The organism is Streptomyces sp. NPDC057623 (genome assembly GCF_042800355.1).
In the GTDB taxonomy this organism is placed as follows: Bacteria; Actinomycetota; Actinomycetes; order Streptomycetales; family Streptomycetaceae; genus Streptomyces.
This window is the reverse complement of the sequence record NZ_JBHVGZ010000060.1, coordinates 51,509-66,392: the sequence shown is the minus strand read 5'-3', so window position 1 is coordinate 66,392 and position 14,884 is coordinate 51,509. Positions and strand designations below refer to the sequence as shown.

8 protein-coding genes are annotated in these 14,884 nt (G+C 70.5%); 3 read left to right on the top strand and 5 right to left on the bottom strand.

Annotated elements, in window-relative coordinates; genetic code table 11:
* Positions 1-542: 542 nt before the first annotated feature.
* From ACFU95_RS39110 to ACFU95_RS39100, 3 genes are read left to right on the top strand one after another with little or no spacing between them, the layout of a single operon-like run.
* Positions 543-1,700, top strand: a complete 1,158-nt coding sequence (locus ACFU95_RS39110) for a hypothetical protein (protein ID WP_383838558.1) — start codon at positions 543-545, stop codon at positions 1,698-1,700.
* The gene (locus tag ACFU95_RS39105; protein ID WP_383838556.1) at positions 1,697-4,972 is read left to right on the top strand and encodes a hypothetical protein; all 3,276 of its coding nucleotides are present in this window, start codon (positions 1,697-1,699) and stop codon (positions 4,970-4,972) included. The genes ACFU95_RS39110 and ACFU95_RS39105 overlap by 4 nt, the downstream gene beginning before the upstream one ends.
* Positions 4,966-7,590, top strand: coding sequence for an RNaseH domain-containing protein (locus tag ACFU95_RS39100; protein WP_383838553.1), 2,625 nt, complete (start codon positions 4,966-4,968; stop codon positions 7,588-7,590). The genes ACFU95_RS39105 and ACFU95_RS39100 overlap by 7 nt, the downstream gene beginning before the upstream one ends.
* Before the next feature lie 171 nt (positions 7,591-7,761).
* Here ACFU95_RS39100 and ACFU95_RS39095 read toward each other — a convergent pair whose 3' ends face one another.
* The 5 genes from ACFU95_RS39095 to ACFU95_RS39075 all read right to left on the bottom strand — a co-directional run bounded on the left by ACFU95_RS39095 (position 7,762) and on the right by ACFU95_RS39075 (position 14,846).
* On the bottom strand, positions 7,762-8,460 hold the full coding sequence (locus ACFU95_RS39095) for a restriction endonuclease (RefSeq protein WP_383838550.1): 699 nt from the start codon (positions 8,458-8,460) through the stop codon (positions 7,762-7,764).
* Positions 8,461-8,604: 144 nt separating this feature from the next.
* Positions 8,605-10,881 carry a Helicase associated domain protein gene (locus tag ACFU95_RS39090; RefSeq protein WP_383838547.1) on the bottom strand — a complete coding sequence of 759 codons (2,277 nt, stop codon included), beginning with the start codon at positions 10,879-10,881 and terminating at the stop codon, positions 8,605-8,607.
* Between the two features lie 16 nt (positions 10,882-10,897).
* Positions 10,898-12,232, bottom strand: a complete 1,335-nt coding sequence (locus tag ACFU95_RS39085) for an AAA domain-containing protein (RefSeq protein ID WP_302003976.1) — start codon at positions 12,230-12,232, stop codon at positions 10,898-10,900.
* Positions 12,229-13,701, bottom strand: coding sequence for a hypothetical protein (locus ACFU95_RS39080; protein WP_383838543.1), 1,473 nt, complete (start codon positions 13,699-13,701; stop codon positions 12,229-12,231). The genes ACFU95_RS39085 and ACFU95_RS39080 overlap by 4 nt, the downstream gene beginning before the upstream one ends.
* On the bottom strand, positions 13,698-14,846 hold the full coding sequence (locus ACFU95_RS39075) for a hypothetical protein (RefSeq protein ID WP_383838540.1): 1,149 nt from the start codon (positions 14,844-14,846) through the stop codon (positions 13,698-13,700). The genes ACFU95_RS39080 and ACFU95_RS39075 overlap by 4 nt, the downstream gene beginning before the upstream one ends.
* Between the last annotated feature and the right edge of the window lie 38 nt (positions 14,847-14,884).

Sequence of the window (14,884 nt, the reverse complement as noted above, 5' to 3'; positions counted from 1 at the left end):
GTCGGGCAGGTCGTCGTCCGCCGTCCCCGCGCCGCCGCGTCCCAGGAAGAAGCGCCGCCGGTGCAGCACGGGGTGGTCACGGCGCAGCGCCCTGACGGGCCAACAGGAACGGACAGGGCGGGGCCTGGCGGCCCCGCTGTCGTTGTGTTTGAGGTGTCATGCCTGGCGGCATGACTGTGGGTTGAGTGTGTTGGGGTTCCCTGCCCTGACGGGCAGGGGTTGGGTGTGTGTCGGCGCCTGTGGCGCCGTGATGTCGTAAGGGTTTGTTGGACAGTTATCCCGTTCCCCTCCCCCCTTGGTGTGTACCGGGGTTGGGTGAGCCTCGGCCCTGACGGGCCGACAGAATGAAGTGAGGCGGGGCCTGGTGGCCCCGCGACATGCCTGCCGGCCTGTCCGATTTCTTGCGATGGCCCCGCTGTCGCGGGCCCATCTTGGTTGGTTTTCGGGGGCGTTGTCAGACCGAGCGTGTAGGTTCCCGGAGTTGTTGGCCCGTCTGGAATGGCCCCGAATACCACTGGTGGGGCGTGGAGGGGTGATGAGCTGTGCCTGTAAGTCAACATATTGCCGCTCGGAGGATCATTACTGCTGCGCTGCGGGCCGGTGCGGCGTGGATCAACCGGGTTGAGGAACCTCGTGCCTGGCGGGAGCTCTCCCGTATGCACGGGGTGCTCTTGTCGAGTCTGCCGGTGGGGGCCGGTCCTTCGACGCCTGCCGAGATGATCGACTTGCTGCCCGTGCGCCTGCGGGAGTGGGTGCCCTTGGCGTGGGACGAACTGCCTGCGGCGATGGGCGATTTGGTTGTCCTGACGGACAACGGTGAGCTGACCGAGGAGGCTCACGAGGCGGGGATGAACTATCTGGAGGCCCTGTACGGGGACGACGGGTACTTCGATCTCGGTGGGACGTGGCTTCCGGCGTGGGTTCGGCAGACGGCTGAGCAGACGGAGCGGGCTGCCTTCCGGCATATCCGCTCCGGCGGGCAGGCCGGCTATGTGGCGGCGCGGACGATGCTGACCGAGGTGCCGTACGGCACGGAGCGGGCGTTGGTCGAGGAGTACTCGCGACGTGGCGCGGCGCGGATGGACGTGTATTGGCCCCTTCCCTCGGACCGGGTGTGGGTGGGGGCGTCGTCGTGGTTGTGGCCGTGTCCGCAGTGCCGGTATCCGATGGTGCTGCGGGGTGGGCAGTTGCGGTGTGAGTATCCGCCGCATCAGAGCCGGTTCGGTCTGGTCGCGGGCAGTGGCACGCATGGCGGGCCTCCCGAATTGACGGGTGGACGGGGCCGGTTGGTGACGGCTGCGGAGCCGGCGGAGGGCGTGTTGTGCCTGGACTGGGGGGTGTGGCGGTACATCACCTGTCCAGGGCTGAGTGAGGTGGGCCTGATGCAGTGGCTGGAGAAGCAGCAGGAGGTGCGGGTCGAGCGCTGGGAGAACCTGGATGAGTGGGATATCGGCGTCTACCTGGCGGACAGGCGCTCCTGGCGGGTGGACGTCAAGGACCATCAGGATCCGCAGACGATCATCGACCGACCGCCTGCCGGGGAGACGGTGGTCGTGCCCAACTACCGGCGCAGCCAGGTGAATCAGCTGCAGTCCGGGCTCGATGCGCTGCGCACTCCTGACGGGCGGCGCTACAGCGTGTTCACGGTCAGCCGTTTCAAGGCGGCCGTGACGAAACGGCTGAAGGGGGTGGGCGCGTGACGTCGTCGAAGAACGCGAGGTACTCCGTCAGCGTGCCGCTGACGCTGCGGGCGGCGGTCCTGCTGGCCGCGCGGGTGTTCCCCAACCGGGCACCGCAGGAGCAGGCCACGTGGCGGCGTGTGGTGGATCTTGCTGATGCACACTTCCTCGCCACGGGGCAGATGCATCTGTGGGACGGCTGGCCCGCTCTGGCTCTCCCCGAACAGGTGCGGATCACGCGGATGCTGCGGCAGCGGCCGGCGGTCCTGGCTTCCCATTCGGTGTTTGTCACCGAGGTGGCAGCGGTCCTGGAGAGCGGTGAGCCGGTCGAGTTCGCCCCGAGCGACGGGGAGGAGCAGGTGCTGATCCTGCCCGCGGGTGACGAGGAAGCCCTCATCGATGCCTTGCTGGACGAGCTCGAGGACAACGCCGCCAAGGGGCAGTCTCAGCCCAAGCCCGCGCCGCCCGGCTCCTACGTCAGCGACCTGCGGATTCGGGATCCGCTCAGCCCGTCGGGCCGGGTGGTGGACGTCTTCTACGACCTCGACTACCAAGGTTCCCCTGCTCCCAGCGTGGTGCAGGAGCTGGGTGAGGCCCCGGTCGTGGACGAGGTGGTGATCCCCTTCGCCGACCTGGACGAGATCGCGGGCCGGCTCGATGCGCTGCGTGGGCAGGACTACCGGAGCAAGGCGGTCGCGGACATCCGGCAGCACGCCCGCGGCCGCGACGGCATGAACGTGGGCGAGCTCCTGAGCGTTGAGGCCGGGCCGCTGCGGGTCTTCCACGCCCCCACCGGCATGGGCAAGAACGTCCTGAGTGAACTCGTCGCGGTGTGGTGCGCCCGGGAGGGCCGGGTGATCTCGCTGGTCGTTCCGCAGAGTGCGCAGGTTCTGGCCGCGGTGTACCGGCTGCGGCAGGATCTGGCCGCCCTGGGGATCTCCGCGCAGGTCACGCCGATCGTCTCCCCCTCCTCCATGATGGAGCTGGCCGAGCAGACGGCGGGCAACCCGCAGGACGATGTGGACTTCAGGACCTGGGTGTACCGGGAGATGTCCTACAGCTGCCCGCTGACCGGGCACGCCACCACCTCCTCCAAGGCGGTGGATGCCTGGACGCCGGGCCAGGAGCCGTGCGACCAGCTCAAGCCCAACGGGGCCAAAGCGGACAAGGCTATGGCCTGTCCGTGGCGCGGTGGCTGCGGGAAGTTCCGTCACCACCGGGCTGCGGCTTCGGCGGACATCCTCGTCACCAACCATGCGAACTTCCTCACCGGCCAGATCCATGCGCCGGTGGCGGGCCGTCCCTCCCCGGGGCGGCGCATGACCACCGAGCAGCTCCTGCTGCACCGCAGCCATCTGGTCATCATCGACGAGGCCGATGCACTGCAGGCGCAGGCCTTCGAGCAGGCGGCCCGTCAGGTACTGCTGGCCCAGGACGGTGCGGAGCACACCCCGGTACGCGATCTCGACAGCCAGTTCCGGCGGCACTGCCACCGGCTGCCGATGAGTCTCGAGCAGTATCTGCGGCCGCTGATCAACCACCTGGTGTGGCTGGCCGAGTCCTACGTGTCCCACCTCGTCGGCGGTGTCATCCATCCCGACCGGGAGCGGCGCAGCATGGTGGTGCCGCGCCGCTGGGATGGGCTGTTCGCCTCCCGGATCTTCCAGCTGGAGGAGGGTGAGCGGCCCACTGAGCAGCAGATGCGGGTGGTCAGCCAGCTCTACAAGCGGGAGGGGCCGCTGGAGTTGGCCGATGAGGTCAAGGGGCTGGCCCAGCTGCGGGAATTGCTGTCCTCGGTCACGGATCTGGTCGGCGGTTCGGACCGGCTCACGCACGCCACGTTGAAGCGCATCGGGGAGGCCTTCTCGGCCATCACCGAAGAGAGCGGCGACAAGCGGCTGTCGTCGCTTGCGCTGCTGGCGGCCCGGCGCGCGTATCTGGAGGAGATGCGCAGCATTCTGCACCGCATCGTCGGGGTCGCGGCGCCGCTGCAGGGGGCGGGGATCTCCGCTGGCAACGGCCTGGTGGACGCGCTGGCCTCGCACGTGCCGTGGCGGGCCGCCCCCTACGGCCCCCTGGGGCGGGCACTGTTCGCGTTCTCCGAGACGTTCGACCCGGCCGACCGGCACCAGACGGCGCTGCGGCTGAAGTCCTACGTCGGCGATCCCCACACTCACCTGGCCTACCTGGGCGAGGTGACCGCGCTCGCCCATACCGGCACCCGCCGGGCGGTGATCGGGATGTCCGCGACGGCGTTCATGCCGTACGCGCCGCGTCATCACCTCCTGCCGGAGCCGGCCTGGTACGTGCCGGACGACGTCAACGGCAGCCTCACCGTCGAGCTGCAAGCCGGCCAGGACGACGGAGAGGGCATCGTGGTGTCCGGCACCGAGGGGGCCAGCCGGGAACGCGCCTATACGGCCATGGGGCGCAGTGTCGGCCAGGATCTTCCCGCGCAGCTCGATATGGTGGCCGCCGATCCGGCCACCGCGCACCGCGCGTATGCGCTGCTCGCGCCGACCGCCTACACCGCCGGCCCGGCGCTCGCCCGCGGCATGATCGACGCAGGGGTCGCGGCATCCGAGATCTGTGTGGCGGTGCGGCCGCAGGAGATGGCTGCGCTGGAGCGGATGCCGCCCGGCTGGGTGCCCATTGCCAGCAACCGGCTCGAGCAGTTCCCCCACGCCGTGGGCCACGGCCGGTGCCGGTACCTGATCGCCCCCATGGCACGGGTCGAGCGCGGCCTGAACATCGTCGACCGTGACGGGCGTTCCCTGCTGCATGTGTCCTGTCTGGTCAACCGGCCCGTCCCGGTAATGGAAGACCCCCCGGTGCTGCTGTCACTGGTCAACTCCCTCGCCTACCGCCGGCGGCGGCCCGGACCGGAGCCCGCGGCAGAGCTGGAGCGGCTGCGGATCGCGGCGGGCCAGATCTTCGACGACATCCGCAGCGGCCAGGGCTACTTCAAGACTTTGGGCGAGGACGTCAAACTCGCCGTCGTCGCGGAGATCCTGACCCGGCTGATCCAGCTGGGCGGGCGCACCCGCCGCGGCGGTGACCCAGGAAGGCTGCGGCTGCTGGACGCCGCCTTCACCCGCACCGCCGCCGACTCCACCCTGCCCGCCCTGCTCGAGCAGCTGCGCGGGAAATGGCAGGACGAGGGCCACATGCCGCTGATCGACGCCGTCTACGGCACCACCATGACCGACGCCCTGCTGGGGCTGGCGGAGCACTCCCCCACCGGATACGGACACGAGATCGAGGACGAGGATGAGGAGTTGGGCGAATGGTGAGTGACGACCGCGGCCGCCTGTTCACCCTGTCCTTCCCGCTGGATGACCGGCTGCTGGGCACGGTGCACGTCTATCCGCAGGGTGAGGCGTTCGCGCCGGCCTGGCGTAGGTTGCCCAGGCCGCGGGGCAAGGACGCCGTGCAGCCGATTGCGTCGCTGCAGACGGCGGCGCGCGCCGTGACCGGTGAGCGGCTGGTGTTCACCAACCCCGACCGGCCCGCCAGGACCGGCCGCTGGGCCGGGCGGAGTGTGATCGTCACGCCCGGGCCGCTGGACGAGGTAGTGGTGCGCACCCTGATGCGGGAGTGGGAGACGCGGCTGGACGGGCATGACGGCCGTGACACCCTCGCCGCCCTGCTGCAGCTGGATGACGACGGGCCCCAGCCGCTCAGTTCGCTGCTGCACCGCGACCCGATGGGGCGGATCACCGGTCCCCGCTGGGTGTTTCGGGTGGCCGGGTGGCGGCTGGCGGGCATGCTGGCCGCCCAGCCTCTCCTGCTCGACGAGACCCTGCCCGCGCTGCGGTTCCACCTCGACAGTGAGGGCGACCTGCTGGCCTGGCAGGCCCCGCTGGTCCACGAACGGACGTGGATCGACGAGGAGAGCGGCAAGCGCCGGCGCATCGCCGGCTACGCCATGGAACGCATCCACATCGAGGTCGAACCCGCCCCGGGCGGAAAGACGCTGATCGCGCATCTGTCGGCGCGGATCTCACGCGTCGCCACCCACTACAAGGGCATACGCAACGTCCTGCTGCGCCATCCCGTCAACCCGGACATCATCCTCAAGGCCCCCATCACCACCCGGTGGGAGAAGGGCCCGGACGGGTTCATGCAACCCAAGGAGGTCCGCTACCGCGGGGCGACGGCACAGATCGTCGAGGCCTGCGGCGTCGGCCGCCTGCCCCAGCCGCCCCTGACAGGGCTGGACGAACTCGCGGAGGTGCGCGGGGTGCACCGCACGGGCAAGCACCCGATCGACAAGGGCGCCGGGGCGATGTTCCACGCCCGGCTCGAGGAACACGCGACACGCGTCCTCGGCCAGGAGCCCGTCGTCTACACCGGCACCCCCATCAAGATCAGCAAGCCGGGCGGGAACCTGCCGCCCTACGTGCCCGCCGGCAAGATGGCCGCCGCCATGACCGCCGCACGCCTCGATACGGTGCGCACCGTCGTGCTGTACGAGTCGGCCGAGTGGCACACGCGGGTGATGGGGCAGCTGGCCCGCGACTACACGCGGCCCGAACTGGCCAATCTGCCCGACGAGCAGCCGGTCGTCCTGGCGCCCGGCTACGAGCTCGTGACGGTGCGGCTGCCCGAACTGGTGCGCCACGGCAGCCACGACCGCAACCTGATCCTGAACAGCCTGCCCTGGTTCAAGCCCGGTGCCGGGCGGGCACTGGTCACCGCCCTGTGCGAGACCCGCTACCCCAGCGAGCAGGAGAAGGAGGCGGGGGTGACAGACGCCAAGCACGCGCTCAAAGGGCTCTTCGCCGAGCGCGGCATCCCCTCGCAGTTCATCACCATGGACTCCGATCCGGGCGATCCCTACCGGCTGAACACGCCCGAGAAGGTCGCGCGGTCCAGGGCCCTCAAAGCGGGTCTGCCGGAGCCGGACGTCGCCTACAAGGACGACCACGCGGTGCAGATCGGACTCGGCAGCCTGCACTCCGATTCCGGCATCATCGACAACCGCCTGGCTGCCACCGCCTTCCACCGCAATGCCAAGGACACCGTCCTGGACCGGGAGGCCGTGGCGGTGGGGCTGTGGACCCGCCACCACCGCTTCGATGACCGTCCCGGCCGCCCGCGCAAGCCGGCCGTGCTGGCCATCACGCTGGTCGCCATGCGCATCCCGCTCGGCGAGGACGCCTACTGGCCCACCCTCATGTACAGCGACCAGGGCTGGCTCCCCCTGGCCCAGGCCCGGGCCCTGCACCATGCCGGTCCCATCGGCAAAAGAGGACATCACCTGCGGGACGACCACGGCGGCCCGGACAACGTGCGCACCTATGTGGACGGGGCCCTGGCCGCGCTCAGGAACCAGTTCCCGATCATCGTGTTCGCCGAGGAACGTGAGCGGATCTGGCCCGGACTGTGCAACGACCGGCTCGGGGACGGCCCTGTGCCCGGGCAAAGCCTGATCGCCCAAGGGTGGGATGTGGCGGTCGTCCGGGTCGGCAACGGGCAGGGCACACCCCAACCGTCACGGCGCACCGGCGGCGGGGGCAAGCTGCCGGCCAACCCGCTGCAGCCGATCATGCCGGAGAAGATCCTCTACCGTCACAATCAGGGGGACGTGGTGTCCTGGCTGTTTTCCGGGCAGTCCCGCCAGCACGCCGGCGGCCAGCGCACCGGCACCCAGTACACGCGCCGCACCCTGCCCGGCGGTCAACTGGCCCAAATGGGCGCCCCGTTCCACGCCATGACCCGCACCGAATACGTCATCGCCCACCCCGGCGGCTGGCGCGAGGAACAGCTGGCAGGCCTTGCCGCACGGACCTCGGAACAGGCCGCCATGTGGGACGGGCGCACCAACCTGCCTGCGCCCCTGCACCTCGCCAAGAGCGCTGATGAAAAGCATCCCGGCTTCGTCGACCAGGAAGGGCTCAGCGAGTAGGTACGGTGACGGCGGGCACGGCGGCTTCAGGCCCGGTGTCGGCGCGGCCGATGGGCTGTGGGCTGCTGTCGTGCCCACCCGGGGGCTCAGGGTGGCGGGGCCGGTGCGCTGTGCCGCTCCCCCTCACCTGCCACGATCCGAACAGACCGTCCAACTGGAGCGTGCGGCTGGTTACTTGGAGTACGTCTGTTTCCAGCGTGCTCGGTGGCGGGCTTCTCCCTGTCCGCGTCCGTTGACTTCGGCCAGAGACAGCAACGGTGTCCCGTTGTTCCACAGACCAAAGAAGTCACGGTGCAGGGTGAGGATGCAGTTCTCGACCGCGAACGCCTCGGCCTGAGGGCTGAAGCGTGTGGTGGCGACGAAGATGGCCACATCCGCAGCGAAATGCACCTTCGCGCCCAGCAGATCACGCACTTCGCGACTGGCGATCGTCCGATGCGGTGCATACCGCTTGCACTGGATCACCATGGTCCGGCCATCGGGCAGCGAGCCGAGCACGTCGGCTCCGTTGTCCCCGCTCCCGCCCACCCGGCGTACCTGCGTGCAACCGTCACGGCGGCATAACTCGGCCACCACTTCCTCGAACTCCGTGCCGGACATGACGTCGATGGCAGCCAGCGTCCGCTGTCCCGCCGCGATCTCCTCCTCCCGCCTCCAGGCAGTGTCCCTGCTGCGCAGCAGCCGGTCGGTACGCCACAGCCGCCATACCATCCAGCCGATTCCTGCGGCGGCAAGCGGGGCGCCGAGGTACAGCAACAACGTCGGCCGCAGCAGACCTAGCAGGACCAGCGCGGCAAGCGCTCCTGCTGCCGCTTTGTTCCAGGCGGTGCGCCGTCTGCGCGCCACCTTGCCCTTGCGTTTGGCCGCCATTTCTGCCCCCTCTTGCACCAGCGGGAGGATTCCTCCCTGTTGTGCAGTGTGGGCATGGCTAGCGGTCCCGCCAGGGCGCAGTCAGGCCATTGGCTTGAACCTCCCCGTCCTGCTGTCGGGTCGGTATCTGGCCGTTCTCCTCGATCAGGTGGATTCGCCTGCTTGCAGGCCGAGTTCGGCCAGGGCTGCTTGCCTCTGCGGGGTGAGGCCGGAGCGGCGGCGGCGCAGGTTGCTCAGCCACTGGCCCAGGCGCACGGGGTCGCCCTCGATCTTCTCGATGTGACGCTGGGGGACGTTGAGATGGCCTTCGCGTGCGCGGAAAGCCCGTGCGGCGGCCAGCCCGCGCTGGAAGGCACGCTCGCGCGCCGGCAGGCGGCTCTCCGTTGCCGGGAGGGCGGACGTGTCGGGCAGTTCGAGAAGTCCCAACTCCTTGAACAGTGACTTCTGTTCAGGGCGCAGGCGGTCGGAGCGGGCGCGCTGGGTGGCCAGCCATCTCTCTGTCTCGGCGGTCGTCTTGTTCGCTGCCCGGCTCTGACGGGCGGCGTGGTAGGCCCGTTGCCAGGTGATCGGCCAGGGCGGGTTCCACCACCGGTCCAGGGCGGTGAGGGCGGTGGCGCGCTGGTCGGTGAGGGTCTCGGCGCGGGTGCGCTGGGTGGCCAGCCAGCGGCCGAGGGGGAAGCCGTCGTGGATCTCGTCGACGGGGGCGGCGAGGTGGCCGTGGCGGGCGGCGTAGGCGGTGGCGTGGGCCAGTGCGCGGTCGAAGGCCTGCTGGCGGGGGTCCCAGATGATGCCGAGGCGCTCGAGGGCCTGGACGCGTACGGCGTCCAGCGTGTCCTTGGTGTGCAGGTGGCGTTGCCAGGTCAGCCAGCGTCCCAGGGGGTAGCCGGTGGGGTCTTCGTAGGTCTGGGGGACGTCGAGGTGGTGGTGGGTGTGGCGGAAGCGGCGGGCCGCGGTGAGGCCGCGGCGCCATTCGGCGCTCTTGGGGGCCAGGACGCGCAGGGACAGGGCGAGGGCGACTTCCTCGGCCTGGACCGGGTGATCGAAGCGCAGCCAGGCTTCGGGGTCCTCGGCAAGGATGGTGGGGCGGTGGGTGCGCGGGTCGGACAGGCGGGCGTCGAGGCGGTCGTCGTGGGAGCGCAGGGCCTGGATGGTGCGCCAGAGCGGGGTGTAGGCGTCGGCGCCGAGGAGGTCGTCGGGGTCTTCGTCGGGGGTGAGGTAGACGGGGACGACGAGGGTGGCTTTCTTGCCGGCGCCGGGGTGCTGGCGCAGGGCGCGGCCGACGGCCTGGACGGTGTCGACGGGGCTGTTCTTGGGGTCGACGAAGACCACGGCGTCGATGTCGGGGACGTCGATGCCTTCCCCCAGCACGCGGGCGTTGGACAGGACGGCCGGAGTGTCGGGGCTGGTGTGGGAGGTGAATTCGAGCAGGAGACGGCGGCGGACCTGCGGGGCGTGGCTGCCGCTGACCCAGTCCGCCCACAACCCTTGGGGGCGCAGGAGTGCGGGGAGGGCGGCGGCTGTCTCGGTCAGGGTGGTGGCGAAGGCTCGGGCGTCGGCGACACGGTGATGGAAGGTCAGGATGCGGCGCAGCTTGTGGTCGTGGATGGCGCGCAGGGCGGCGACCTGGCGGCCGGCCAGGTGCAGGCCGTCGACGCCCGCGCCGGCTCCGGTGGCCAGCCAGTCACGCAGATCCGCATCGGTGACGACGGGGACGAGGATCTGGTAGTCGGCGAGCAGCCCGAGATCGATGGCGTCGGAGAGGTTGAGGTGGTAGGCGACGGGGCCGAAGATGGTTTCGTCGTCCATGGAGGCCGCTGCCTGTGCTTCGTCACCGTCCGGGGCGTCGTCGGGGTCCCAGATGCGGGGGGTGGCGGTCAGGTAGAGGCGGCGGGCGGCGGGCACCTGGTCGTCGTGGTGGACGGCGGCCCAGGCCTTGCCCAGGCGGCCCGCGGTGCGGTGGGCTTCGTCGACGACCACCAGGCCCCAGGCGAGCAGACGGTGGTCGCGGTGGGCGGCGATGACGGCGGGCAGGGAGGCGTAGGTGGCGTAGACGGTGACCGGGCCGGGACTGGACTGCCCGACCAGGGCGGCCAGTTCGGTGGGGTCAGTGGTGAGGGGGATGTCGCTGCCGAAGGGCTCGTGGGCCAGGGCCTGGCGTTGGGAGCACACGGCGATGGCGGTGCCTTTGCGGCCGGCCAGGCGCCATGAACGGATCGTCTGGGACAACAGGTCCAGGGTCGGCAGCAGCACCAGGATGCGTCCGAGCGGGGCGATGCGGGCCGCGGTGCGGGCCGCGATGAGGGTCTTTCCGGTGCCGCAGGCCGCGATCACGCTCGCGCGGGGGTGCTGGGTGAGGGTGCGGACGGCTGCGCCGACGGCTTCCTTCTGATGGGGCCGCAGGACTAGGGGTGGGGTGGGCATGGTCTCCCGCCGGTGGTCAGGCGCGGATGCGGTGGCCGGTGAGGTGGTGGAGGACGTGCTGGTGGGCTTCCCAGCCGTCGGGGAATTTGGCGTCGACGCCGAGGTGGACGGGTTCGTTGGTGGGGTGGTCGTCCAGGAGGCGGTCGATGCCGGCGCGGGCGACGACGATGCAGGCATGCCGGTGGCGTGAGGTCAGTACGCACAGGCGGCCGGCTTCGAGGTGGAAGCTTGAGGTGTCGCGGCGTCCGGACAGCGGGTGCAGCACGATGGTGACGGCGTACTCGCGTCCCTGGAGACGGTTGGCGGTGTCGACGTCGATCCCGTCCAGGCGGGGATCGGCGCGCAGGAGTTGCTGAAGGTATCCGGCCTGGTCGCGGTGGGCGGTGCCGATGGCGATGTCGCGAGCCTCAAGAGGCCGGCCGGCGGGGTGGTCTTCGCAGTAGGCGGTGGCCTCGCGGGCCAGCAGGCGCTGCGCGATGCTGATCGCGGCGTGGGCTGCCTGGGAGTCGATGCGGCCAGTGTGGCAGGCGGGTAGTTCGTGCAGGGCCCATCCGGTGCGGGCGGCGAGCTCCACGGTCTGGTCGACGGCGCCGCCGCGCACACCTGCGATGGCGAAGGTGAGCCGGCGGGTACCGGCATCGGTGCCGGCGCGGAAGGGGGTGAGGTAGAAGGCGTCGGAGATCAGGGCGGCGGCGGAGGCGGGCAGGCGCCAGGAGACGGGCAGGCTCAGGACGGGCAGGTCGGGGTTCATTTTCAGCAGCACCGCCACGGCGCTGGCCATCGGGTCGTGCGGCAGGCCCATCCAGCGCTCGGTGGGGATGGCGGAGAAGGGGTCGAGCTGGCCGGGGTCGCCGACGAAGAGAGACCGGTCAGAGAGGTGGGCGATCTTCAGGAGGGCGTCGGAGCGCATCTGGTAGGCCTCGTCCACGATGGCCCATTCCCGGTGCCAGCCCTGGACGGTGGCCCACTTACTCGCGGTCGCCACCACCACGTCGGCGGACGCGGCGCGGGGGGCGTCGGTGGTGATGGTCAGGTTCGGTAGGACGTGCAGCCAGTCGTGCAGCCGGGCGGGCAGCCGGTAGGACTGGCCGCTCAGGCGGGCCACGGTCAGCTCGGGCGCGCGCCGGGCGAGGCGGGTGGCGAGGTCGTCGACCTGGGCATTGGTCTGGGCGACGATCATGCAGGGGTGGCGCGGACGGATCAGGTTCTGGGCCGCGTCGACGACCAGGGTGGTCTTGCCGGCGCCCGGCGGCGAGTCGACCACGACACCTCGGTGGGAGGTGGCGGTCAGGGCGGTGAGGATGTGGTCGACGGCCTGGCGGGAGAGGTCGGCGGCGGATGTCTCGGTCATGCCGGCTGCTCCTGTCCGGCCGCTGCGGCGTCGGGGCCTGCGTGGGTCCAGGGGATCTGGTCCCAGTCGGGGAACTGGGGCCGGGGGAAATGCTCGGGTGCGGTGGTGAGCAGCAGGGTGGTGCCGACAGCCGGGACCGAGCGGCGGTTGGGCTTGGTCCCGGTTCCGGTGCGGGTGATGACTTCCAGGACGATGTCGGTGCCGTCGGGGGTGTAGGTGATGTCGCAGACGCTCATATGGACTGCCGGATCGTGGGGGCCTGCGAGGCGGCGGTTGGCCTCCAGCCGGACCGGGTCGGTGGTGTGGATGGTGAACCGGGGCCGGAGCTTGGCCCGTTGTCTAGGGCCTTGAGGTTCGATGATGCGGTCGGGCTCGGTATGGGTGACGAGGCCACTGAACGCTTCGCCTGTAGTGCGCCGTTCCGCCATGACGAAGGAGTCTTCCAGCGCGCGGTGGGATTCGAGGGCGGCGGCTGCGTGTTCCAGTTCGGCCAGGCCGATGGCCGCGGCGACGGCGTTGTCCCGTTTGGGCTGGGGCGGGGCGCCGGCGTCGAGGCGGTCGCTGTGGTGCGTGAACTGGCGGATGTCGGTGCCCCAGCGGGCCGTGGTGCTGGGGATGGGAGACATGCCCCGCAGGGTGGACAGCGCCTGCCAGGTGAGCTTCCAGGTGGGTGTCAGATAGTCGTCCGCGGCCTGCCGCAGGCGTTCGACGTGCTGGTGTCGGCGCGCACCGCGGGCGGACTTGAGGCCGGCGAACAGGCCAGTGAGCCGGGCGGTCTCGAAGGAGGGGTCGATGGTGGGGCCGTCAGGCGGATGCACGAGGGGGTTTTCGGCCGCCAGCGCCGCCTCAAGGCCGGTCTGGCCGGCGGGCGGGAAGATCCAGGCCATGAGGGGGGCCAGGCGGGCATCTTCCAGCGGGCTCTGCCCGGTGGCCCAGTGTGTGCTCAGCAGGCGGGTGAGGTTCAGCAGGAGGGAGGAGGCGGTGTACTCGGCGCGTTCGGTGAAGAAGGTGAGCCAGCGGCCGATGTGGGCCACGCTGGTGGCGGGGTCGGTGTCGTCGGGGATGGGCCGGTAGCGCAGGCGGCGCCCGAGGATTTTGAGGTAGTCCACCGAGGCGGTACCGGTGACCACGAGTTGCGGGGCATCGACGTATTCGCGGCGCTCGGGCCGGTCATCCTTGGCTGGCCGGATGCGCTTGTCCTTCTGGAAGCCGCGGATGTAGGCGTGCAGGTACTCGGCGAGGGCGGCGAGGAACAGGTCGTCGCCGCCGGGGGGCGCCAGGAAGAGGTGCGGGTGGTGGGGGTCGCTGCCCGCCATGACGGCGAGGGGGCGGGCGGTCTCCCCCGGCCGGTTCAGAGGCAGGAACACCAGTGGCTGATCGGCGACGTGCAGGTAGCGCAGGCGGCTGAGTGGCTGGGCGTACTGGGTTTCGGCGGCCCGTAGCTGCTGGAGGGTGGTCAGCAGGCTCATGCTGCGTCTCCGAACAGCTCGTTGCGGATGTTTTCGGCGTGCCGCAGGGCCGCGGCGAGGTCTTCCTGGTCGGGGGCCGCCGCGAGCCGTCCCTCGGCCAAGCCGAGGGCGGTGGGGATCGCCTCGACGCTGCCCAGGTTCTCGCGGGCGGTGCTGCCCAGGACGTCGACCAGCTGGCCATCACGTGCCTGGGCCCGGCAGAAGTAGGTCAGCTGGCAGTGGAGGCGGCAGGTGGACCGGTAGCGGGCCTCGGTGGTGTTCACTGCCTTGGTCAGTTCGTCCCGGTCCCGAGTGGCCGTGCGGGTGCGGGGGTCCTTGCGGTCGTAGACGAGGTCGAACGTGGTGCCGTCCGGGAGCTGGGCGAGGAGGTCCTCGACGCGTTCCAGGCGATTGAGCTGGCGGCGTAGGGACTTGATGTGCTGGCGCGCGTCGATGGTGGAGGCCACGGGACGGCGGGAGAAGTTGTGGGGGGTGATGAGCAGCAGGGTGGTGGACACGTGGCTGCGGCTGAGTCCGGCGTCGGCCAGGAGGTCTTGCAGGGCGATGATGTAGGCGGCGCCCTGCAGGACGGCACCGGCGATTTTGTCGCCGGGTGCCTGGCCGTCGATCACGGCGAAGGACTTGATCTCCACGACGTGGAAGACGCCTTGGGACTGGAAGGCGACGAGGTCGGGTTCGAGGAAGACGGGATGGCCGGCGACGGTCAGCTTGAGCACCGGGTGGTCGAGCATCGTCCGTTTCGTGCCGTCGCCGCGGGCCGCCTCGAGGACGAGGCGGCGGGTGCGGTCGTGGCGCAGGGGCAGGGACTTGTCGTTGGTGCCCCCGACGGACAGGTCGTTGTGGGCGGCTTCGGCCAGCGGCAGGTCGAGCACGTCGCGCAGCAGGCTCAGCAGTTCGGCGCCTCCCTGATCCTTGACCTGGGCCTCGAACTGGGCACCGCGGGTCATGGCGCGGGGGGACTTGGCGGGCGGCAGCGGGTGGCCGAGGTGGACGGCGAGGGCGTCCTTGTCGATGCCGGCGGCGTCCAGGAGCAGGCGGCGTCGGCACCCGGGGTTGGCGGTGAGGGCGGCGAGGCTGCGAGCGTTGTGCGGTGTGGCGGGTACGGGGCCGCGCAGGGCGTCGAGTCTGCTGCTTAACGAGCTCACGGGGTTCCTTGCAGGGGCAACGGCGGTGAACAGGGGAT

What these genes read in the sequence shown, in the direction of transcription:
- ACFU95_RS39100 (WP_383838553.1), top strand. Translation starts at nt 4,966, where the DNA reads ATGGTGAGTGACGACCGCGGCCGCCTGTTCACCCTGTCCTTCCCGCTG.
- ACFU95_RS39095 (WP_383838550.1), bottom strand. Translation starts at nt 8,460, where the DNA reads ATGGCGGCCAAACGCAAGGGCAAGGTGGCGCGCAGACGGCGCACCGCC.
- ACFU95_RS39090 (WP_383838547.1), bottom strand. Translation starts at nt 10,881, where the DNA reads ATGCCCACCCCACCCCTAGTCCTGCGGCCCCATCAGAAGGAAGCCGTC.
- ACFU95_RS39085 (WP_302003976.1), bottom strand. Translation starts at nt 12,232, where the DNA reads ATGACCGAGACATCCGCCGCCGACCTCTCCCGCCAGGCCGTCGACCAC.
- ACFU95_RS39080 (WP_383838543.1), bottom strand. Translation starts at nt 13,701, where the DNA reads ATGAGCCTGCTGACCACCCTCCAGCAGCTACGGGCCGCCGAAACCCAG.